A 20930-nucleotide genomic window follows, 5' to 3' on the forward strand; every position below is an offset into this window, starting at 1 on the left:
CCGGCCCACGCTAGCCGCGGCGGCTTGTCTCATTCTTGTCGTGCGCTCCGCCATGTCGTACGGTCTCCTTCCCGCATGGTCCGCGGCGCCGGACCCCACAGGAATCACGGCCGACCACCGCCGACCGCTGCCGATCGCCGAACAACAAGGAAGCGACAAGAACCGGTCAGTACGTTGAAACCGCTGAAAGTGATCGCGGATCGTCAATGGCTGTCGCCGGCCTGACCTACGTGCCGAGGTGGTGTGCTGATGGGCGACCGGGACATCATGACCGAGGATCAGCCCACGGATGTCCCCCCCGAGAAGCCGGTCGGCTGGCGGGTTCGCCTTGGCCGGTTCATCCGGCCGCGGCGACGGTGGTGCCTGGGCACCCGGCTGGTGGTGACCGCCACCACGGGGTGGCTGCTGTTCGTGGTCGCGCATCGGCTGGTGAGCGGCCGTACCTCGCTGTGGGCCCCGCTGGACCTGATCCCGCCGTTCATGTTCGTGGTGGTGCCGGCGCTGCTGCTGGTGGTGGCGCCGCTGGCGCGCCCGGTCCGGTGGCGGGTCATCACGGCGCTGATTCTCACCCTGGTGCTCGGCGCGGGACAGAGCGGGATCAACGTGGCGACCCTCTGGTACACCCCGCCGCCCGCGCCGCCCGGAGCCATCACCCTGGTGGCGTGGAACACCGAGTTCTGGGACCAGGACTGGCGCACCTCCGACGGAAACGGCTACTCGCCCGACTTCTACGACTACCTGCGCAAGATGGACGCGGACGTCTACCTGCTCGCGGAGTACCTGTACGTCGACACCTCGGCGGGGGACATGATGGCGTCGAAGTGGACCGCCGACATGGCCCTGCGCATCGACAAGCTGCCCGAACTGCGGCGCGAGTTCCCGGGATACGAGGTGGCGACGTCCGGAGAGCTGATCACGCTCTCGCGGCTCCCCATCGTCGGGCGGCAGGGTCTCGACATAACCCCGTGGCTGCCCGCCGACCAGAAGCAGGTGCCGGAGGTGATGCGGGACTGGCCGACCTCCTACACGGTCGAGACGCTGCGCACCGACATCCAGGTGAACGGCACGGTCGTCTCCTTCTACAACACGCAGGTGAACCAGCCCCCGCTCGATTGGCGGCTGTACGACGGTGGGTCCCGCGACTCCAACCAGTACGCCCATGCCCGGCGGGAGGCGAGCTATCAGGCGCTTCGGACGGACATCGAGGCCAACGACCACCCGGTGGTGCTCGGCGGCGACCTGAACACCACACCGGCGATGGGGATGCTCCGGCTGCTGCCGGAGAAGCTGGTCGATCACACCCAGGCCCTGCCGTCCCTGTATCCGGCCACGTGGACCGCCGGATACGGCGAACTCTGGCGGCTCGACTGGATGTTCACCACTCCGGACATCGCCGTGCACCGCTATGAGATGCCCGGAGCCGCCGGCCTGTCCGACCATCGCCCTCAACAAGCGGTTCTATCCGTTGGCCACTGAGTCGTGGAAGGAATTCATATGACGGAGCCGGCGACGGCGCGGCCCGAGGGTGTCGCGGTCATCGTGCCGAACTACAACAAGAGGAAGACGCTGCGAGCCTGCCTGGAGGCGGTGTACGCGCAGACGTATCCCCTGGCCGAGGTGATCGTGGTCGACGACCGCAGCACGGACGGCTCGTTGGAGATCGCGCGGGAGTTCCCCTGCACGATCATCGAGCCGCCGGCCAACCAGGGGCCGTCGGCGGCCCGCAACCTCGGGGTGGACTCCAGCAGCGCGCCCCTGCTGTTCTTCGTGGACTCCGACACGGCTCTGGCGCCGGACGCGGTGCAGAACGCGGTGCAGGCCTATCGGGACACACCCGACTGCGGCATGGTCCAGGGGATCTACGACAAGGAACCGCTGTACGACGACGGTCCGGTGGAGAGATATCGCGTCTTCTCCGAGCACTTCGACCGCCAGCGGGCGGTGTCCACGTTCCTGTCCAACTCGCTGATCCCGCGTACGGTCTACCGCGAGGCGGGCGGGCTGGACGAGCGGCTGCGCGACGGTGAGGACTTCGAGTTCGGCAACCGGGTCCCGTCCAAGTATCGGCTGGTGGTGACCGCGACCGTGGTCACCAAGGCGGACGACGTCGACCGGTTCTGGGAGTGCATGTGGGAGCGGTTCGTCAGGGCCAGCACCCTTCCGGTGATCATGTTGAGGGCGCGGCAGCTGCAGCACGACGACACGATCGGGTTCCGGCTGGACATGATCGGACCGGCTCCCCGTACCCGCCGCCTGCCGCCGCGGATCTCCTCCGTCTCGGCGGCGCTGAGCCTGTTCACGCTGCCGTTCGTCTTCTTCGTGCCGTGGCTGCTCCTGGCGCTCGCGGCGCTGCTAGCGGTGTTCGTGACGGTGAACCGTGACTTCCTCCGATACTCCTACCGGTACAAGGGCGCGGGCTTCGCGCTGCTCATGGCCTGGATGCAGTTCTGCTACCACACGGCGTTCTTCCTCGGAGCCGGGGCGGGGCTGCCACGACTCGTCTACGAGCTGCTCCGCCGCCAGGGGCACCCGGCCAAGACCGGCCTGACCCCGGTCTCCTCGGCCGGTGCGCCAGAGTGACCGCGCGCCGGCCGTGGCGCCTGCCCCGCCTGCCCCGCGCGCTCTGGCGCGTCCTGGTCATCGCGTTCGTGCTGGTCCTGGTGGGCGCGCTCGGCGCGACACTGGCCGGGCAGGACTGGAGCGTGGTCGCCGTCGTGCTCGCACAGCGCGACAGCGGGCAGATCGCCCTCCTGCTGGCCGGGGCGCTGCTGGCCAGCACGGTCGGGCTGCTCCTCGGCTTTCTGTCGTGGCGGGTGGTGCTGCTCGAACTCGGCTCGCCGGTCAGCGGACCACGGGTGGCACGCGTCTTCTTCGTGGTGTTCCTGAGCAAGTACGTGCCCGGAAAGGTGCCGGGCCTGATCGCCGCGGCCAAGGTGGCCACGGCCAACGGCGTCGGCCTGGCGCGGCTGATGAGCACCGCGGCGCTGAGCATGAGCCTGGTGCTGCTGACCGGGCTCACGATCGGGCTGCTCGCGGGTGTGCAGATGCTCGGCGCCCAGGTGGCGTGGCCGGCCGCGGCGGCGCTGCTGATCGTGGTCGTGCTGGTACGGCCGCAGCTGGTCAACCAGGGCGCGAACCTGGTGCTGCGGTTGCTGCGCCAGCCGGACCCCAAGTCGGCCTCGGCCCGCGGGATACGGCTGGCGGTCGTCGCGCAGGCGGTGTCATGGCTGGTCACCGGCTTGCACCTCTGGCTGCTGGCGGTCGCGATGGGGGCCGACCCGTTGCCGTCCCTGGGACTGTGCGTGGGCGCGTTCACCCTGGCCACGACGGTCGGGATGCTGACGGTCGTGATACCCGACGGGATCGGCGTCCGCGAGGCGGTGCTGACCGCCGCCCTGACGGTGGTGCTGCCCCCGCCGGCGGCCGCGGTGGTGGCGGTGGCCAGCCGGTTGATCTCCACGGTCAGCGAGGTGGCGCTGGGAGCGGCGGCGCTGGCGGTGGCCGAGGTCGTCATCCGGCGTGCCCCCGCCGTGGAGCCGGCGTTGGAGCCGGCCGTGGGCCCGGCGCTGGAGCCGGACGTGGAGTCGGCGGTGGAACCGGCGTTGGAGTCGGCTCCCACGAGCGTGGCGGGAGACAAGTAGCCATGTCAGGCATCGGAACAGACGAGTGCGAGCGAGCGTCCGGCGGACGGGTCCCCTCCCGTCCGATGGCCGCCCGCCAACCCGAAGGGGTCATCGATCATGGATGAACGGCAACCGCTGGTCTCGGTCATCGTGCCGAACTACAACTACGCCCGCACGCTGGACCTGTGCCTGAGCGCACTGGAACGGCAGGACTACCCGCACATCGAGGTGATCGTCGTTGACGACCGGAGCACCGACGACTCGGTGGAGATAGCCCATCGGCACGGGGTGCGGGTGCTGATCACCGACACCAACATCGGTGCGCCGGCGGCACGCAACCTCGGCGTCCAGCACGCACTCGGGGAGGTGCTGTTCTTCCTCGACTCGGATGTGGCGCTGACCCCGGACACGGTCGGGAACGCGGTGGCGCTGCTCACGTCCGATCCGACGCTGGGGGTGGTGTGCGGCACGTACGAGCCGGAGCCGCTGATCCCCGACAGCCGCGTGGAGCGGTACCGCAGCCTCCAGCTGCACTACTGGATCTCCGGCGACGCAGGCGACATCACCACGATCTACTCCGCGATCTTCGCGATGTGGACCAGGGTCTTCCACGAGATCGGCCCGCTCAACCCGGCGCTGCGCCACAGCGAGAACGCCGACTACGGTCACCGGATCACCCAGCGCTACCGGATCGTGCTGGATCTCACGATCCGGGGCGCGCACGACCATGACGACCGGCTGAGCGTGGTGCTGTCGAAGTTCTTCCACCGCGCGCGCCTGCACATCCCGCTCTACCTGCGCCGGCCGGACTTCAACGGCGGCCCGACCAACAGCAGCCGCGGCTGGGGTTCGCTCGCCGCCCTGTTCGCGGTGGTCACCGCGGTGCTGCCGGTGCTGTTCGGCCCGCTCTGGCTGCTCGTGCCGATCCTGCTGCTGCTCGGCTCCATCGCGTCGGATCTGGGGATGTACCGCTTCGTCTGGGGTTATGCCGGTGCGGCGTTCGCCCTCTACTTCGCCGCGGTCCACTTCCTGGTGAACGTCACGGTCGCGGTGGCGGTGTTCGTCGGTGTCGCGCAGTGCCTGGTGTCCCCTCGGTTCCGGCGTACCTACGACATGCCGAAGCAGTCCGCGCCGGCGATGGGTGCGTGAGCGATGAGCGACCCCCGCCCCCTCGTATCGGTGATCGTGCCCAATCACAACTACGCGACCTCGCTGGAGCTCTGCCTGCTCGCCATGCAGGCCCAGACCTACCAGCCGATCGAACTGATCGTGGTGGACGACTGCAGCACCGACGACTCGGTCGCGGTCGCGCGCCGGCTCGGTGTCCGGGTCGTCAGCACCGAGCGCAACCTGGGCGTGGCCGGGGCGCGCAACCTCGGCACCGCCCACGCCGGCGGTGAGATCCTCGTGTTCGTCGACTCCGACGTGGCCGCCTACCCCGACGCCGTCGAGGTGGCGGTGTCCATGCTCGCGGCCGACCCGCGGCTCGGGGCGGTGTGCAGCATCCACGACCCGGAGCCACTGATCCGCGACAGCCGCGTCGAGGAGTATCGGGCGCTGCAGTACTACTACTGGACGGCGAGCTCCGAGGGGCCGATCTCGTTCCTCTTCCCGGCTCTGGTCGCGATACCCCGCCACGTGTTCAACGAGGTCGGGCTGTTCAACACCCGGTTGCGCGAGACCGAGGAGGTCGACTACGGTCACCGCCTCACCCAGCGGTACGGCATGGTGCTCACCACGGCGGTGCGCTCCCGGCACGACCACGACGACAAGCTGCTCAAGTTGCTGCGCAAGCTGTTCCGGCGGGGGCGCGCCCGCGTGCCGCTGTACGCGCAGCGGAAGCGGTTCGCCCAGGGGTTCGAGACCTCGAACCGGGCCGGCGGCAGTCTCGCGGCGCTGGCGGCGGTGGTCACGGCACCGGCGGTGTTGCTCGGTCCCATCGGCGCCGCGCTGCCGGTCCTCGCCCTGGCCGTGTCGATCCTGGCGGACCTCGGCATGTACCGGTTCGTGCTGCGCCGGCGTGGCCCGCTGTTCCTGCTCTACTACGGTGCGGTGCATTTTGTGGTGAACGTGACCATCGCGGCCGGGGTGGCGGCCGGGGTCGTGCAGTGGTTCTGCTCGGCCAGGTTCCGTAGGCTCTACGAACCAGACCTGCGCGTGCGGCCCGCGGCCGCCGGAGAGGCCGCGATGTGACGACTCGTCCGTGCACACCCGGGATGCCCGCGCCCCGCCTGCGTCTCGGCGCACCCGAGACGCCCTCCCGTGTACGTCCCGAACGCGGCCGCCGGTGACCGACACCCAGGTCGCGACCGCGACCGCCGAGCCCCGGCGCGCCCGGCGGTCGCGCTGGGCGACCTGGCCGGTGATGTCGGCGTCGGTCGCCTGGCTGGTGTTCGTGGCGCTCCATCGCGCGCTGTCCGGCCGGGTGTGGTGGTGGCAGGTTCCGGAGCTCGTTCCACCGATCACGTTCGCGGTCGTCCCGGTCCTGCTGCTCGCGGTGGCCCTGCCCGCACGCCTGGCCCGAGGGTGGATCACGGCGGTGACGCTCGCCTCCGTGGCGCTCGGCGGGGGCGTGAGCGGACTCAACCCCGCCTCCCTGTGGCACCGGTCGGCCCCGGCCCCGCCGGACGCGATCACGGTGTTCTCCTGGAACACCTGGTACTGGGACCAGCCGGCGGCGGGTGGGGCGATGCCACCGCCCACCGGCACTCCGCCGCGTGAGGTCGCCGACTTCTACCGGTATCTCCGGGACCAGAGGGCGGACGTGTATCTCCTGCAGGAGTACGTCTACTTCGGCACGGATTCGAAGCCGATCCGGGTGGACGACGCGGCCAGGCTGCGCCGGGAGTTCCCCGGTTATCACATCGCCGTGGCGAGCGAGATGGTGACGGTCTCCCGGTTCCCGATCGTCTCGGAGCAAGGGATCGACCTGCGCCCGTGGCTGCCCGAAGAACGCGACGTGACCATACCGTCCAGCCCTGCTCTGCCCGATTTCCCCACGGTGAAGACGCTGCGCACGGACGTACGCGTCGGTGAGAAGACCGTCTCGTTCTACAACGCGCACATCAACTCCCCCGTCGACGCCTCTCCGCCCGGTCTGGACCCCCGCCGCCTCAACCGGACCCAGCACGAGCTGCGGCAGGCCAACCTCCGCACGCTCGCGGCCGACATCGAGAAGAACTCGAACCCGGCCGTCCTGGCCGGAGACTTCAACGCCTCACCGGCGATGGGCATCATGCGCCTGCTGCCGGATCGGATGGTCGACGCCACCCCGGTGCTCGGATCGCTCTACCCCACGTCCTGGGACGATCGATGGCCTCTGTGGCGGATCGACTGGGCGTTCACCACATCGGACGTCACCGTGCACCGGTACGAGCTGATCCGGTCGAAGGGCCTCTCCGACCACAGCGGGCAGCGCCTGGTCGTCTCGACGGGTCCGTGATCTGAGAACGCGCTCCGGAGCAGGGTCAGTGCCTGCGGGACAGCACCCGGCCGGGCACGTGGGCCGTGGGATGGACCCAGATCGGCGGTTCGGCCCGTGGCGGCTGCCCGAGTGGCACCCAGACCGGACCGGTGTGGCCGATGCCGGTCCGGACCGCCCCCTCGGCCGCCCAGGCCGGCGGGTCGTGATCGCCGTGCAGGATCTCCTGGTGCAGCGCGCGCAGCTCCGGTCCCGGCTCGATGCCCAGCTGGTCGGCCAGATACCCGCGCAGGCGTGCGTACTGGGCCACCGCCTCCGCGGTGCGCCCCAGGGCGCAGAGACCGCGCATCAGCATGCTCGCGAGCGGCTCCACGAGCGGGTAACGGGGAATGAGGGGCGTGAGCTCGGTGACCACCGCCTCGGGCCGTCCCAGCCGCAGGTGTGCCTGCGCCCAGGTGACGATGGCACCGACGAACTGCTGTTCGATGCTGTACCGGATCCTGGCCGCCCAGTCTCCCGAGATGTCGGTCAGCGGTGAGCCTCGCCAGAGCTCCATCGCCTCGGCCAGCAGCGCGACCCGGGCGAAGTCGTCGCCGGCATGGGCCTGCGCCTGCTTCGCCAGCCGGTGGAACCGGTAGGCGTCCACCCGGTCGGGGTCGCCCTCCAGCACGTAACCGCCACCGCGGCGCTCGATGGAGACCGCGGTTCCCGTCAGTGCCTGCCGCAGGCGCGCGATGTGGGCGTACAGCGAATCCGTCGCCCGGTCCGGCGGAAGATCCCAGATCCGGTCGATCAACGCCTGAAGGGATACGGGATGGTTGACATCGACCGCCAGGGCGGCCAGCACCGCACGTCGCTGAGGTGGTCCTAGAGAGACGCGCCGGTCATCGACCGTCACCTCAACCGGGCCCAATATGCGGACTTCCATGCTTTCCTTCCGTGTTGCTCTCACAGTGGGACGGCAGCAGCCAGGGCCGGATAGTGGGCGAACGCGAGCGTCACGCCCAGGGTGGCGGCCCACAACATCGAGTTGGTGACCATGACGCGGTCCCGCAGCAGGATTCGGACCGGGTCACCGCCGTCTTCGTCCATCAGCTGGATCTGCAGGTAGCGGAAGAGGGCGAAGAGCGCGAAGGGCGTGGACAGGAGCATCGCCGTCTGACCGTAGTCGGGACCGAACGGGCCCTCGTCGCGCAGATACATGAGGCCGGAGACGAGGGCGAGCACGGAGGCGATCTGCAGCAGCCAGTTGGTCAGCTCCATCGAGTAGCCGCGGAGCGCCGGCCGGTGCGCGGCGCCCGTGTCCAGGAGTTCCTGGCGCCGCTTGCCGATGAGGAGCAGCAGGGACATCGAGAACACCGTGACCAGCAACCAGGCGGCCGGCCGTCCTCCGATCGCCTCGTACCCCTGGACGACCCGGAGGACAAAACAGACCGCCACCGTGCCCACGTCGACCAGCGGTATGTGCTTGAGAAAGCCGCTGTAGGCGACGTTGATCACTAAGTACACGAGTACCGGCCAGTACGATCCCGGCGCGAGGGCGACGATGGCGCCGAGCAGCGTGAGCAGGACGGCACAGTAGACGTACGCGACCACGATCCCCACGCGGCCGGCGGCGACGGGGCGATGGCGCTTGACGGGGTGGTGCCCGTCACGGTGCCGGTCGGCGATGTCGTTGCCGACGTAGACGGCGGCGGAGGCCAGGATGAACGCGACCGTGGCCAGGATGACCCTGCCCACGGTGGCGAGGTTCCACGGGGAGGCGTCGATGAGCGCGAGCGGCACAAGGAGGATCGCCTTGGCCGCGTGCGATGGCCGTATCAAACTGAAGAGGTCCGCGACCAGGTGTGGCCGGACCTCCACGATCTGGCCCGTGGCCGGTTCCCAGATCTCCACTGTCTGGCCCGGAGCCATCTGGCCCGGAGCCGCCTCCCGGGTCTCGGCTGCCTGACCCGGCACCGGTTCGCGGTGCTGCGGGCTCTCTGGAATGCCTGTCGGCTCGACGACGTACATGATCTCCCCGGTCAGCTCAGAAGAAGACTTTCGCCAGCGACAGCGCACCCTGCCGCCACGCGTCGCGACTGGTCTGGCCGGCGCCCTGTGGCGAGCCGGCGGTGCGGTGCTCCCGCCACCACGCGTACGTACGGAGGATCGCCTCGCGGTTGGACAGCCGGGGCTGGAAACCGAGCCGTTCGCGGGCCTTGTCGGTGCTGACGTAGGAGTCGGCGAGCAGTTTGTGCACCAGCCGCCCGTAGACGGGCGACAGCCGGGTCCGCTCCAGCAGCCGGAGTCCGGCCAGGGCCGGTCGGACGGGCAGCGACACGACGCGCTTGCCGTGACCGGCCGCGTCGAGCACCGCCTGGAAGTCCTCCCGCAGCGTGCCGAACTCCGTGGCCGCGAGGTTGTAGGTGTCGTTCGCGATGTCCGCCGGTGCCGTCAGGACGCCGGCCACGGCGTCCACCAGGTCCTCGATGGCGAGCATCTGGATGCGCACGTCCCCGCGGCCGAGGACCGGGAAGTTACGGCCCTCCTCGGCCCACTCGAAGAGCATCGCGAACAGGCCCATCCGGCCGGGACCGAGGAAGGTCTTGGGGCGCAGGATCGGCACGCACATCCCGCCGGAGCGGTACTTCTCGGCCAGCTCCTCCGCCTCGGTCTTGGCCCTGGTGTAGGGGTCGACCGGCTCGCGCGGATGTTCCTCCGGCGTGGGCACCAGCTTCGGAAGCCCGTACACGGCGGTGGAGGATATGTGGACCACCCGCTCCACGCCGGCCTGGCGACCGGCCTCCAGCACGCTGTGCGTGCCTCCGACGATCAGGTTGTGGATCTGCTCCGCCGGATAGCTCGGCAGCGCGCCGGCGCAGTGCACGACCGCGTCTGCCCCGGCCATCGCCTCGGCCATCAGCGAGACGTCTCGCACGTCGCCGACCCGGTGCTGCCACTGCGGGGCCGGGTCGGACTGCGGGCGCAGATCCACGCCGATCACCTCGTGGCCCGCGAGCACGAGCCGCCGGGCCAGGTTGCCGCCGAGCATTCCGGCGCTGCCGGTCACTACGACCCGATAGGCCATCGCGACCCCACCTTCTCCCGCACGAATCGGGCGAGCAGCCGCGGCAGGCCCTTGGCCAGGGTCTTGTCGAGGCCGTCCAGGAAGTGTTCGAGGTCGTCGGGCTCGATGGCGAGGGTCGGGGCGACGACGAGGGGGTTCTCGACGTTCGGGCTGTAGTACGACACGATGTCGTGCTCGCGGTAGAGCTCGGCGATCACCGAGAGGGTGATCAGCTTGGTGCGGAAGTGCGGATCTCCGGAGAAGCCCGGCGCCAGCTTGCCGGCGATGTCGAGCACCTTGGGGCCGCCGGTCAGGAACACTCCCCACAGCGCCCCCGTTCCGGCCACCTGGCCGACCACCTCCGGGTAACGCTTCTGGATGTTCTCCAGGCCGGGCTTCAGGATGCGCTCGATCTGCCGCGCCCGCGCGGGATAGTCGTCCTCGACGACCACGTTGATCGCCTCGATCGCGGTGGCGGTCTCCTCGCCGAACCCGTAGTAGGTCGTGCTGTGCAGGATGACGTCGGAGAGCCGGTCGTACGCCTTGCGGAAGATGGGCTCGCGCGCGGTGTATCCGGCGATCGACGCCTTTCCGCCGCCCAGCGACTTCGAGTACACCAGGATGTCGGGCAGCAGGCCCTGGTAGCGCATGAAGTAGAAGAGGCTGCCGGTCTTACCCCATCCCGTGTACACCTCGTCGAAGATCAGGATGATGTCGCGCTCGTCGCAGATCCGGCGCAGCTCGTGAAGGTCCGTCTCCGACCAGCAGCGCATGCTCGACGCGCTGTACGGCTCGACCATGAGCGCGTAGACGTCGCACTTCCCGTCGGGGGTGCGCGCGGCGTCGACCGCCGCCCGCACGGCCGCGACGTCGCCGAACGGGTGGACGACGATGCCAGGAAGCCCGGGGAATCGAAACGCGTTCTCGGACGATCCGGTCAGGCTCCCCGCGCCGAGGGTCTTGCCGTGGAAGCTGATGTCGGACCGCAGGATCGTGTTACGCCGGCCGCCGTGATACTTGTACGCCATCTTGACGGCGCCCTCGTTGGCCTCCGCGCCCGAGTTCGGAAAATAGGAGATGTTCAGGTCGCCCGGCAGCAGCGTGGCCACGTTATGGCTCAGTGCGGCCAAATAGGGCGAGAAGAATGCCTTGTGCACTTCCATGCGCCGCCGCTCGGCGAAACGGCGCCGTGCCTCCAGGATGCGCGGATGGTTGTGGCCGTGGTTGAGAACGCCGACCCCGCCGGTGACGTCGAGAATCCGGCGGCCATCGCGTGTCCAGATCCAGGCGCCCTCGGCACGTTCGACAAGTTCGCGACCGAAACCGAAGGAGGTCATGAGGTTGACCTGGCTCCGGCTCACATATTTCCCGTACAGGTTCTGAACCTGCTTCACGGTAAGGCTCTCACACTCATCGATGCCGATTAACTCAGACACGTCCGCCCTTTCCCGGGGTTTTGTGCGAATTGACCGATTCTGACGTTACGGGCGCATTTCGGTCCGAGGATGAAAATCGTCGCCAGGCGGGCGCCGGTTGGATTTTCGCAGCGGTACCGCCGCTGTTTTCGGTCAGCCCTTTGGTACGCCTGCGCACGGTGCCGCCTTCTCCTAGAGGTATGAGAAAACGAGATACATGTCGCCAATAGTGTTAAATGTGGCTATACCTTGCCCTATACAAATCTGCATAGGTCGATGCCGTCGTCCGGCGAACGCCGGCAGAAAGGACAGCTCAGCGCGCGACCTCGGGGATTCGCCCGTCAGATCCCACGACCATGGCGGGTGTATCTGAGGATGGTTTCCAGCGTGTCGGATCCCGCGCCGATTTCGATCTCTCGTCTCTCATCGCCGTTGATCAGGTGGAGGGCCTGAAAGATGGTCGCGCTCGTATGCCGGCATTCGCGGGCCCGCGCCTCGTCCCCCAGGTCCTGGTATGCCCGCCCCAATCCCCACCAGTGCTCCGCCGTGCGGTAGGTCCCGACGGCGCCGCCCGCGAGATCGGCCTCCAGCGCCTCGTGATAGCAGAGGGTCGCCATGTCGGGCCGGCCGGCGAGACGGTGCATCTCCGCCAGATAGCCCAGGTCCAGGGCGGCCTTCACCGGATTCCTGATCCCCCGCAGGACGGCGGTGGTCTCGGCGTGGGAGCGAGTCGCCTCGTCGAGCGGCCCCGTGTGATGATCGGCCGTGAAGTCGTCCGGCGACGGGCCGAAGCGGCCGAGCGCCGGACGGCCGAACTTGGCGTTCCGCCTGGTCCGCAGGTTGTACACGTTGCCGATGGCGCCGGTGATGACGAGATAACTGTGAAGCACCCGCCGTATGGCCTTCGTCTGCTCCTCCTCGGTCTCCTCCTGCCGGGTCCGTTCACGGGCGAACAGGCAGAGCAGGTCGTGCATGCGATAGCGGTCTGCGTCGCCGACCTCGAGAAGCTGAACGTCGGCGAGGTGATCCAGGAGATCCGCGGTCTGCTCCTCGGAGCGGTCGGCCAGCGCCGCGGCGACCGCGACGCTGATGTCGGATCCGCCGAGCAGGCTCAGCAGCCGGAACATTCGGGAGTGCTCGGATTCCAGGCCGCGGTAGCTCATCATGAAGCAGGCCCGGACCGCCCGGTCGTCGGCCTGCAGCTCGGACAGTCGGTGATCCTCGACGGCGAGACGGTCGGCGAGGGCCCGCAGCGACAGGCCCGACCGGGCGACCAGCCGGGCGGCGGCGATCCTGATCGCCAGCGGCAGTCCCCCGCAGAGCCGTACGATCGCGCGCGCCGCCCGCGGATCGGCGGCGACGCGTTCGTCGCCGACCAGGCGGCTCAGCAGGGTGATCGCCTCGTCCTCCGCCATGACGTCGAGGCGGAGATGCGCGACGGCGTCCAGCGAGGTCAGCATCCTCCGGGCGGTGATCAGCACGCAGCACGTGGGACTGGCGGGCAGCAACGGCCGCACCTGCGCGGCGTCCCGGGCGTTGTCGAACAGGAGCAGCAGGCGTCTGCCGTCGGTCAGCGAACGGAATCGCGCGGCCAGCTCGTCCACCTCGGCCGGCGCGGCCGCGTCGTCGCCGAGGGAACGTAACAGGCGGGCGAGGACCTCGGCCGGTTTCAGCGGCTCGACGTTGGGGGTGGAGCCGTGCAGGTTCACGTAGAGCTGCCCGTCGGGAAACCGGTCCGCGACCTGGTGGGCGACGTGTACGGCGAAGGCCGACTTGCCGATCCCGGCCGCTCCGGCGACCGCGGAGATGACGATCGGGCCCGAGCCCGCGGAGGCCAGCGCCGTCCGCAACCGGGAGACCTCCGCGGCACGCCCGGTGAAGGCGGCCGAGTCGACCGGAAGCTCGGCCGGGGCGAAGAACCTGCGGACGGTGATCGACGGCGACGGCGCCGCCAGCGCGGGATCGTCGACGAGGATCTGCTGATGCACGCGGATCAGGTCCGGGCCGGGATCGACGCCCAGCTCCGCGGCGAGCATCTCCCGCGCGCCCTGGTACACCGCGAGCGCGTCGGCCCGGCGGCCGGAGCGGTACAGGGCGAGCATGAACTGCGCCCGGAGCCGTTCGTTCAGCGGATCTCCGCGGGTCAACGCCTCCAGATCGGGAAGCACCTCGCCGTGCTGGCCCAGTGCCAGCCGGGCCTCCAGCGAGGTGTCCACGACGGTCGCCCTCAATCGCTCCAACCGCGCCGCCTCGCCTCGCAACGGCTCGGGAAGGGACAGTCCCTCCAGAACCGCCTCGGCGCGCCAGAGGCCCACGGCCCGGGTGCACCGTTCGAGCGCGACGTCATTTCGCCCTTCGGATAACATTCGACGTCCTTGTGCGGCGAGTTCTTCGAACAATTTAACGTCGATTTCACCCGGGGCTACCCGGAGTACGTATCCGTTGGAGCCCGCCTCGATCCGGGAAGGGGCGCCGAGAACCCGTCGCAGCGCGGAGATATAGGTGTAGAGATTCGACTCGGCGTTGGGAGGAGCCTGTTCTTCCCACAGCCAGTCGAGCATCCGCTGGGTGGGTATCGCCTTGCCGGCATTGAGCAGCAGAGCGGCGAGCAACACCCGCTGTTTGCGCCGTCCAAGTGCGATCGGCCGCCCATTGGCCGCCCGCACCTCGATCGGTCCCAGAATCTTGAAATCCATCGGCATCACTCTTTAGCGCACACCATTCACCAACATGAACCGTACAAATGCGCATAAATCCTGTTTTGCCTAGCGACCCATGATCGTGGGTTTCCGCCTTCGAACGGTACTCACCTAAAGGGAAGAAAAAGATTACGTGAGCCGCATGCCCAAATCACTCACATTCCGGCGACGGTTCCGGCGAACGCCAGGGAAGACTGTTCGCTCTTTGGACCGTGCTAAATGAAATAAAATTTTCAGAACGCACGTACCGAGAAAATTACCTACACCGGGCCGCCGCATGAAAAAATTCACAGTGCTCAAAAATGCGAGCCCGCATTCCCTCGCGGGCCCGGTTCATGCCGGGGCAGAGGAAATGAGCGTGCTTTACCGCCGGAAAGCCCTTTCCAATGGTGCGAATGACGACCGGCGGCACCGGGTCAGGCCGTTTCGACCAGGCGACACATGTGAAATCAAAGGTTGGGGCCACCTGTTCGGCGTCCGGCCGGGGTGATGGCGGAGATCTGCGCGACGAGCGCGGCCAGGTGCGCGAGCGAGGAGTCGGCCGCGGCGTCCGGGACGGCGGTGATGACGTGGTCGATGCCCAGGGCGGCCAGGTCTCCGCAGCGCTGGACGCTCTCCCCGACGCTCTGGCCGTCGGGGATGCGCATGTGGAGGGTCTTCTCGATCTCCTCGTAGGGCCGTCCCAGTCGTTCGCAGTGGGCGCGCAGCACCCCGAGTTTGTGCGGCACGTCGGCGCCGTACAGGAAGTTGCAGGCGTCGGCGTACTCGGCGACGAGACGGAGGGTCTTCTTCTCCCCGCTGCCGCCGATCAGGATCGGCGGGCTCGCCTGCGGCGCGTTGAGCGTACGTTCCAGTCTGTAGTACCTGCCCTCGTACGGCTTGTCCTCGTCGCTCCACATCTGCTTGGCGATCTGGAGCGTCTCCTCCAGTCGCTCGAACCGCTCGGCCAGGGAGGGGAAGCGGAGGCCCAGACCTCGGGCCTCCGGCTCGTACCAGCCCGCGCCGATGCCGAGGACGGCGCGGCCCCCGGAGAGCGCGTCCAGGGTGCTGACCTGCTTCACCAGCAGCCCGGGCTCGCGGTAGACGGCTCCGGTGACGAGGGCGCCCAGCGTGACCCGGCTGGTGAGGGCGGCGGCATAGGACAGCGCGCCGTACGCCTCCAGCATCGGATCCTCCACGGCGCCGAAGTTGGGGATCTGGAAGAAATGGTCCATCACCCACAGGCTGTGCAGCCCCGCTCCGTCGGCGCCGCGGGCGACGTCCGCGAACCGCCCGGCGATGGCGGTGTCGCCACCGAGCCAGGTGAAGCGGGGGCAGGTCAGGCCGAGTTTCATCGAGCACTCCTTGATCGGGTTGGCACACCCGCCGCGGGATGACGCGCCATCGCGGTTTCGGGCATGAAAAAACCCTCTCGCCTGGGTTGCTGGACCCGAGGCCGAGAGGGCGCCGTAGGAGTGATTATCTCACGGTCGACGCACGGCACAGCCCTTTACGGGCAACGCCCCTGTCCGCCGCCCGACAGCCGTACAGGTCGACGCACGGCACAGCCCTTCCCGGTCTACGGTCCGACAGTCGTATGGAAGGTCACTCACCGGGCGGGAAGTCCGTGGAGCGGCTCACCTCCGCCCACCGCTCGGCCTCGGCGGCGTGGGCACGGGACGACCTCTCCGCCAGGTTCACCGCGTCCGACCCGAGCAGCAGACGCAGCGGCGGCTCGTCGAGGTCCACGGCGTCGAGAATGACGCGCGCCGCTCGCGCGGGATCGCCCGGCGCCGTCCGGTCATAGCCCGCACGCCGCCGGTTCATGGCGCCGACGGTCTCCTCGTAGTCCGGCCCCACGGCCGGAATGCTCATGGACGAGCCGGCCCAGTCGGTGCGGAACGCGCCGGGCTCGATGATGACGACCTTGACGCCCAGCGGCTTCACCTCGTTGTTGAGCACCTCCGAGAAGCCTTCGACCGCGAACTTCGCGGACTGGTAGGCGGCCAGGCCGGGAGATCCGCCCACGCGCCCGCCGATGGAGGAGAACTGCAGGATGTGTCCCGAACGTTGTGCGCGCAGCACCGGCAGGGCGGCCTTCGTGACGTTGACGACGCCGAAGAAATTGGCCTCGACCTGTGCGCGGAAGTCCTCGTCCGGCGTCTCCTCGATCGGGGAGGAGTTGGCGTAGCCGGCGTTGTTCACCACCACGTCGAGCCCGCCGAACTCGTCGACGGCCAGCCGTACGGCGGCGCGTGCGGCGTCGGCGTCGGTGACGTCGAGGGCGAACGTGCGCACGCGGTCGCCGTACTTCCGCACGAGGTCGTCGAGCTGTTCCGGCCGGCGGGCGGTGGCGACCACCCGATTCCCGCGCTCAAGTGCGGCTACCGCGAGCTCGCGTCCGAAGCCGCGCGAACTTCCCGTGATGAGCCAAGTCCTGATCACCATGTCTCCTTCAGATGCCTTACGAAGTATCTGTCACATCGATGTGACACTAAGAGGATTTTGTGCCGCATCTTTGTGTATGTCAAGCGGCCAGGTGTCACACCTGAGTAGACTGGCGAGATCATGAGAGCTGATGCCGTCCGCAACCTCGACGCGGTCCTGCGTACGGGCGCCCGCCTGCTGGCCGAGGATCCGTCGACCAGCATCGCCGCGATCGCCGCCGAGGCCGGAGTCGACCGGCGTACCGTCTACCGGCGCTTCCCCACCAAGGAGGCTCTGCTCGCGGCCATCTTCCAGGCGAAACTCGACTCCTCCGAGCGGGTGCTGGACACCGCCCGGCTCGTCGAGGCCCAGGTGGCGGTGGCGCTGCACCGATACGTGGAGGACATAATCCCGGTCAGCCGGGAGTGGCCGGTGGATGTGCGCCGGATGATGCGTGCGGATCCGGCCGCGAATGCCCGCCGAGAAGAACAGAGCGCCCGGCTCGACAGGTTCGTCCAGCGAGCGGCCGACGAAGGCCTGTTACGCGCCGACGTGCCCGTCGACTGGGCCCGCGCCATGCTGAGTCACCTCGTCGACACCGCCGCTCACCAGTTCCCCCTGCTCAATCCCCCGCAGGCCGCCGATCTCATCGTCGACACGCTGCTCAACGGCGTCGGACGGCGATAACCCCGCCGGGCCCCAGGAAGGATCACGATCCACCATGGGGTTGCCCGGATCCGGCGCCCTGGGCCGGCACATTCTGTCCGCAACCGGTGGAAAGCCCGCGGACCACCGGGGTGCACCGATGTCGCCTCTCAAGGTCGCACGCGATTTCCGTCGGACCCGTATGCCAGGATTCCCGTGATCTAGCCCCCCGAGAGAGCAGGGTTCCCGTGAGCGTCTACAGCTGGCTTGATGACGATGCGTTCTGCGCGACACACGTCCGCGGCCTCACCCCGCACGAGGCGCTGGCCCGCCTCGGCATCGAGGTGTTCGACGGAGATGACGAGGAAGACGAGATCGAGGAGGGTCTCATCTGCGCCCATCCGGCCGAGGGCGGCACCATTCTGAGCGAGTGGAACGGCTTCGCCGGCACGCTGGACGAGGTGCTGCGGCCCTTGTCGGCAGGAACCGTCACGGCAAGCCTCTTTGTCAACGTGAACAGGGTCGCGTCCTTCGACCACTACGCGGACGGCCGCAAGATCCTGTCTTTCGACCCGCTGATCCCCTACGACGGGGACGACGCCCCGCAGGACTACCTCGCCGACCGGATCGAGCTCGGCCTGGTCCAGGGCAACTCGGAGGGCGGGCTTGCCGCGGCGCTGCAACTGGCCCAGCGCATCACCGGGGTACGGCCGAACACTTCCAGTCACATCGCGGCCGCCCACGGCGTCCTTGAATATTGAGTCTTGTCGGCCTCATGTGGCGGGCGTCGTGAGCGCGGAGGGAGGGTCCGCCTTCAGGGGCGTGGGTCCAGAACCGGAGCGGGGTCGGTGAGACTGAACACCACGCCGTCGGCGGGGATGACGGTATCGGTGTCGTCGACGAATGCCACGCGCACCGGTCGCCCCTGGTCCACCGAACGCCTGAGAGCGCTTGGTCCCGAGGCCGGAGGCCTGTTCTCGTCACCCCACTGCTGCAGCGCGGCAAGCACCAGGAGCAGCTGCTCGCCTGCCGGAGTCAGGTGGTAGCTGTACCGGGTTCGGGCGCCCGGCTCGCGATAAGGCTGTTTCTCCATGACATCTGCGTCTACGAGAATGTTCAGGCGATTACTGAGCATGTCCGGGGCGATCCCGAGCCGGTCGCGGAAGTCCGCGAACCGGGTCACCTTCCCCAAGAAGGCTTCTCGCAAAATGAGAAAGGTCCACTTGTCGCCCACGATGTCGAGCGTGCGCGCGATCGAGCACACCTCTTCTGCCTTGTGCTTGACATTGACGGTACCCATGGCGCCAGTCTAACTCCTGAGTCGCTCATTCCTACTCAGTGCTGCTTGATCAGCGCAGTAGCGCAGATCAGGGCGGGTTCGCAACGGCGATCCTTCGCAGCGCGGGCGGCGCTCACATTCGTCAAGTCCGGCTGGGACCACCCGTACAAGCTCGGCTGGACAAAGGTGAGACGCCTGCCCACCGCCGTCTCGCCCGATGGTTACCGGGCTACGGGCAGACCGGGATAGAGCTGGTCCAGCCCACCGGAGAGCGCAGCCTTGGCATTGATGCTCTTGTCGTCGGCGACCACTTCGAGGGCGCGCGCCTGAACACCGTCCAAGGCCAGGCCCGCCACCCAGGCGGGGTCGACCTTGTCCGAGCTGTCGACGTAGTCGGCCATGTCCGTGTCCATGTAACCGACGTGGAGAGCCGTGACGTCGATACCGGCGGGGGCCAGCTCCTGCCGGATCACATTGGTCATCGCCAGCTCGGCGGCCTTGGCCGCGCTGTAGCCGCCATACGACGGATAGTGCACCCAGGACAGGACGGACAGGACATTGAGAATCGCCCCGCCCCCGTTGGCGGTGAGGACGGGAGCGAAGGCGCGGGCGACGTCAAGAGATCCGAAGAAGTGCGTCTCCATCTCGAGCCTGATGTCCGCCATGTCGCCGTCGATCAGCCCCACGTGCGTGCTGATGCCGGCGTTGTTGATCAGCAGTGTGGCGTCCGACGCGACTTTCGCCGCCTGCGCCACGGAAGCGGGATCCGTGATGTCCAGCTGAAGCGGCACGACCCCCGCAAGGTCGACCGAATCCGGACGCCGAGCGCCGGCATAGACCTTCTTGGCCCCGCGCTTGAGCAGTTCGGCGGCCAACTGCCGCCCAAAACCGCGATTTGCCCCCGTCACCACTGCGACAGCGTTCTGGATGTCCATGCGTGTCTCCCTCTGAATCCTGGATACCTATCCAGAACTTAGCCCACCTGGATAGGAATACGCAACCCAAGGGGTCGCCTGGCATGGGTGCCGGTCGGCAGACCCGCGTGTGCGGTGGGGGCACGTCCGGCTCGGGTCACCTCTTGGTCGGCATGCACGAGCCGGTGGTACGACCCCGGGCGGATACGGGTGTCCGACCGTGGGCAGATGCCAAGTGATCCGATGAGGAGATAACTTCTCGTCATGGAGTGGGCTCGGCGGCTCGGTGGAAGAGGCGTTGCCGACGCGGCGGTGGCGGTCGTCCTGGCGCTGTTCGTCGGATACGCCATCGTCGACCCGCCGGGGCCGTCGTCGTCGTGGCCACCGTGGTCGGCGTGGCCGGTGGCGGCGGTCGTGAGTTTTCCGGTCGCGGCCCGGCGGCGCTGGCCACGGGCCATGCTCGGCCTGGCGTGTGCCGCGGGCGTGCTGGCGACCGTGGCCGGTGCCATCGCGCCGAGCACGATCTGGCTGTCGTTCGTGCCGACCGTGCTCGTGCTGTACCTGGTCGCCTCCACCACCTCGGTCGGATGGTCGGTGGCGGGCTTGGCGGTGTGCGCGTTCGCCGCGGTGACCGTGGTCCTGATCTTCTACGCCCAGGTGCTCCCCGGCCTCACCCCCGCGGCCGCGCCCAGCGAGCTGCCGCCGCACTGGCCGGTCGAGATCGGTGTGATCTCTGTGCTGCTGACCGCCGGATGGGCCGTCGGGACGGTCGTGCGCTGGAAGCGGGACACGACCGCTCGCCTCGTTCGTCACCTCGCCGAGGCCGCGGTGACCGACGAGCGCAGGCGCATAGCCCGGGAACTCCATGATGTGATCGGCCACAGCATGAGCCTGATCGCCGTCAAGGCCACCGTGGCCAACCACGTCGCCGACGCCCGCCCGCAGGAGGCGCGCGCCGCGCTGGCCGTCATCGAGCAGACCAGCCGAAGCACGCTCGCCGAGATCCACCGGGTGCTCGGCCTCCTGCGGTCGGACGGCGATCTGCAGGAGGCCCCTCTGCCTGCTCCCGGCATGGCGGACCTGCCCGAACTGGCCGCCGACGCCCGCTCGGCCGGGATCGAGGTGGACCTGACCGTCCGCGAGGAGGCCGCGCTACCTCCCGCGGTCGCGGTGTCGGTGTACCGGATCGTGCAACAGGCCCTGACCAACATCATCACCCACGCGGGGCCCACCCGCTGCTCGGTCACCGTGGACATCGACGGGCGGGCAGCCGTGATCGAGGTCATCGACGACGGCCCCCGCCACGGCCGGCCACCGCGACCGGGCCACGGCGGACACGGCGGACACGGCCTGATCGGCATGCGCGAACGGGCCAAGATGTACGGAGGCACGTTCAGCGCAGAATCCCGGCCAGAAGGAGGCTTTCGCGTGGCGGCTCGACTGCCCTACGACCCGGACGGCGCCGTGACATGAGCGCCG

18 protein-coding genes are annotated in these 20930 nt (G+C 68.6%); 9 read left to right on the forward strand and 9 right to left on the reverse strand.

Translation table 11 applies throughout. The annotated features are described in order from the left end of the window. Positions 1–249 precede the first annotated feature (249 nt). The 6 genes from DKM19_RS38455 to DKM19_RS38480 all read left to right on the forward strand — a co-directional run bounded on the left by DKM19_RS38455 (position 250) and on the right by DKM19_RS38480 (position 7065). Complete coding sequence (locus DKM19_RS38455; protein ID WP_162642078.1) at positions 250–1476, forward strand: endonuclease/exonuclease/phosphatase family protein; 1227 nt, start codon at positions 250–252, stop codon at positions 1474–1476. Between the two features lie 18 nt (positions 1477–1494). Then, positions 1495–2580, forward strand: coding sequence for a glycosyltransferase family 2 protein (locus DKM19_RS38460; RefSeq protein WP_110702671.1), 1086 nt, complete (start codon positions 1495–1497; stop codon positions 2578–2580). Further along, positions 2577–3641: a lysylphosphatidylglycerol synthase domain-containing protein gene (locus DKM19_RS38465; RefSeq protein WP_162642079.1), complete on the forward strand. Its 1065-nt coding sequence runs from the start codon at positions 2577–2579 to the stop codon at positions 3639–3641. Before DKM19_RS38460 ends, DKM19_RS38465 begins: the two co-directional genes overlap by 4 nt. A gap of 99 nt (positions 3642–3740) precedes the next feature. Further along, positions 3741–4772: a glycosyltransferase family 2 protein gene (locus DKM19_RS38470; protein WP_110702673.1), complete on the forward strand. Its 1032-nt coding sequence runs from the start codon at positions 3741–3743 to the stop codon at positions 4770–4772. Between the two features lie 3 nt (positions 4773–4775). Next, entirely contained in the window at positions 4776–5816 is a 1041-nt protein-coding gene (locus tag DKM19_RS38475) for a glycosyltransferase family A protein (RefSeq protein ID WP_110702674.1), read from the forward strand. Positions 5817–5910: 94 nt separating this feature from the next. Next, the gene (locus DKM19_RS38480) at positions 5911–7065 is read left to right on the forward strand and encodes an endonuclease/exonuclease/phosphatase family protein (protein WP_110702675.1); all 1155 of its coding nucleotides are present in this window, start codon (positions 5911–5913) and stop codon (positions 7063–7065) included. A gap of 25 nt (positions 7066–7090) precedes the next feature. On the opposite strand, the gene DKM19_RS38485 is transcribed toward DKM19_RS38480, so the two are convergent. The 7 genes from DKM19_RS38485 to DKM19_RS38515 form a co-directional block, all read right to left on the reverse strand. Next, the gene (locus DKM19_RS38485) at positions 7091–7972 is read right to left on the reverse strand and encodes a BTAD domain-containing putative transcriptional regulator (RefSeq protein ID WP_110702676.1); all 882 of its coding nucleotides are present in this window, start codon (positions 7970–7972) and stop codon (positions 7091–7093) included. A gap of 20 nt (positions 7973–7992) precedes the next feature. Further along, positions 7993–9057: a UbiA prenyltransferase family protein gene (locus DKM19_RS38490; RefSeq protein WP_110702677.1), complete on the reverse strand. Its 1065-nt coding sequence runs from the start codon at positions 9055–9057 to the stop codon at positions 7993–7995. 16 nt (positions 9058–9073) lie between these two features. Beyond that, a complete protein-coding gene (locus DKM19_RS38495; protein WP_110702678.1) occupies positions 9074–10114 on the reverse strand; it encodes an NAD(P)-dependent oxidoreductase in 1041 nt (346 codons plus the stop codon). Then, positions 10096–11487 (reverse strand): aspartate aminotransferase family protein, encoded by a 1392-nt coding sequence (locus DKM19_RS38500; RefSeq protein WP_204358424.1) that lies wholly within the window; start codon positions 11485–11487, stop codon positions 10096–10098. Before DKM19_RS38500 ends, DKM19_RS38495 begins: the two co-directional genes overlap by 19 nt. Before the next feature lie 362 nt (positions 11488–11849). Continuing rightward, positions 11850–14204, reverse strand: coding sequence for a BTAD domain-containing putative transcriptional regulator (locus DKM19_RS38505; RefSeq protein ID WP_162642080.1), 2355 nt, complete (start codon positions 14202–14204; stop codon positions 11850–11852). 452 nt (positions 14205–14656) lie between these two features. Then, the gene (locus tag DKM19_RS38510; RefSeq protein ID WP_110702681.1) at positions 14657–15541 is read right to left on the reverse strand and encodes an LLM class F420-dependent oxidoreductase; all 885 of its coding nucleotides are present in this window, start codon (positions 15539–15541) and stop codon (positions 14657–14659) included. Positions 15542–15791: 250 nt separating this feature from the next. Further along, positions 15792–16634 carry an oxidoreductase gene (locus DKM19_RS38515; RefSeq protein WP_204358425.1) on the reverse strand — a complete coding sequence of 281 codons (843 nt, stop codon included), beginning with the start codon at positions 16632–16634 and terminating at the stop codon, positions 15792–15794. A 120-nt stretch (positions 16635–16754) separates the two neighbouring features. Here DKM19_RS38515 and DKM19_RS38520 point away from each other — a divergent pair, with 120 nt between their 5' ends. Together DKM19_RS38520 and DKM19_RS38525 are read left to right on the forward strand one after the other, a co-directional pair. After that, positions 16755–17300 (forward strand): TetR/AcrR family transcriptional regulator, encoded by a 546-nt coding sequence (locus DKM19_RS38520; RefSeq protein WP_110702682.1) that lies wholly within the window; start codon positions 16755–16757, stop codon positions 17298–17300. A gap of 206 nt (positions 17301–17506) precedes the next feature. Continuing rightward, positions 17507–18019, forward strand: a complete 513-nt coding sequence (locus DKM19_RS38525; RefSeq protein ID WP_110702683.1) for a DUF6461 domain-containing protein — start codon at positions 17507–17509, stop codon at positions 18017–18019. Between the two features lie 53 nt (positions 18020–18072). On the opposite strand, the gene DKM19_RS38530 is transcribed toward DKM19_RS38525, so the two are convergent. Then, complete coding sequence (locus DKM19_RS38530) at positions 18073–18558, reverse strand: helix-turn-helix domain-containing protein (protein WP_110702688.1); 486 nt, start codon at positions 18556–18558, stop codon at positions 18073–18075. 200 nt (positions 18559–18758) lie between these two features. Continuing rightward, on the reverse strand, positions 18759–19472 hold the full coding sequence (locus DKM19_RS38535; RefSeq protein WP_110702690.1) for an SDR family oxidoreductase: 714 nt from the start codon (positions 19470–19472) through the stop codon (positions 18759–18761). 243 nt (positions 19473–19715) lie between these two features. Between DKM19_RS38535 and DKM19_RS38540 the strand changes: the two genes are divergently transcribed. Then, on the forward strand, positions 19716–20924 hold the full coding sequence (locus DKM19_RS38540) for a sensor histidine kinase (RefSeq protein WP_110702692.1): 1209 nt from the start codon (positions 19716–19718) through the stop codon (positions 20922–20924). The last annotated feature ends 6 nt before the right edge of the window (positions 20925–20930 follow it).

This window comes from Streptosporangium sp. 'caverna' (genome assembly GCF_003203775.1).
Taxonomy (GTDB): domain Bacteria; phylum Actinomycetota; class Actinomycetes; order Streptosporangiales; family Streptosporangiaceae; genus Streptosporangium; species Streptosporangium subroseum.

What these genes read in the sequence shown, in the direction of transcription:
- DKM19_RS38485 (WP_110702676.1), bottom strand. Translation starts at nt 7,972, where the DNA reads ATGGAAGTCCGCATATTGGGCCCGGTTGAGGTGACGGTCGATGACCGG.
- DKM19_RS38470 (WP_110702673.1), top strand. Translation starts at nt 3,741, where the DNA reads ATGGATGAACGGCAACCGCTGGTCTCGGTCATCGTGCCGAACTACAAC.
- DKM19_RS38495 (WP_110702678.1), bottom strand. Translation starts at nt 10,114, where the DNA reads ATGGCCTATCGGGTCGTAGTGACCGGCAGCGCCGGAATGCTCGGCGGC.
- DKM19_RS38505 (WP_162642080.1), bottom strand. Translation starts at nt 14,204, where the DNA reads ATGGATTTCAAGATTCTGGGACCGATCGAGGTGCGGGCGGCCAATGGG.
- DKM19_RS38515 (WP_204358425.1), bottom strand. Translation starts at nt 16,634, where the DNA reads ATGGTGATCAGGACTTGGCTCATCACGGGAAGTTCGCGCGGCTTCGGA.
- DKM19_RS38520 (WP_110702682.1), top strand. Translation starts at nt 16,755, where the DNA reads ATGAGAGCTGATGCCGTCCGCAACCTCGACGCGGTCCTGCGTACGGGC.
- DKM19_RS38510 (WP_110702681.1), bottom strand. Translation starts at nt 15,541, where the DNA reads ATGAAACTCGGCCTGACCTGCCCCCGCTTCACCTGGCTCGGTGGCGAC.
- DKM19_RS38455 (WP_162642078.1), top strand. Translation starts at nt 250, where the DNA reads ATGGGCGACCGGGACATCATGACCGAGGATCAGCCCACGGATGTCCCC.
- DKM19_RS38540 (WP_110702692.1), top strand. Translation starts at nt 19,716, where the DNA reads ATGGAGTGGGCTCGGCGGCTCGGTGGAAGAGGCGTTGCCGACGCGGCG.
- DKM19_RS38530 (WP_110702688.1), bottom strand. Translation starts at nt 18,558, where the DNA reads ATGGGTACCGTCAATGTCAAGCACAAGGCAGAAGAGGTGTGCTCGATC.
- DKM19_RS38460 (WP_110702671.1), top strand. Translation starts at nt 1,495, where the DNA reads ATGACGGAGCCGGCGACGGCGCGGCCCGAGGGTGTCGCGGTCATCGTG.
- DKM19_RS38535 (WP_110702690.1), bottom strand. Translation starts at nt 19,472, where the DNA reads ATGGACATCCAGAACGCTGTCGCAGTGGTGACGGGGGCAAATCGCGGT.
- DKM19_RS38475 (WP_110702674.1), top strand. Translation starts at nt 4,776, where the DNA reads ATGAGCGACCCCCGCCCCCTCGTATCGGTGATCGTGCCCAATCACAAC.
- DKM19_RS38490 (WP_110702677.1), bottom strand. Translation starts at nt 9,057, where the DNA reads ATGTACGTCGTCGAGCCGACAGGCATTCCAGAGAGCCCGCAGCACCGC.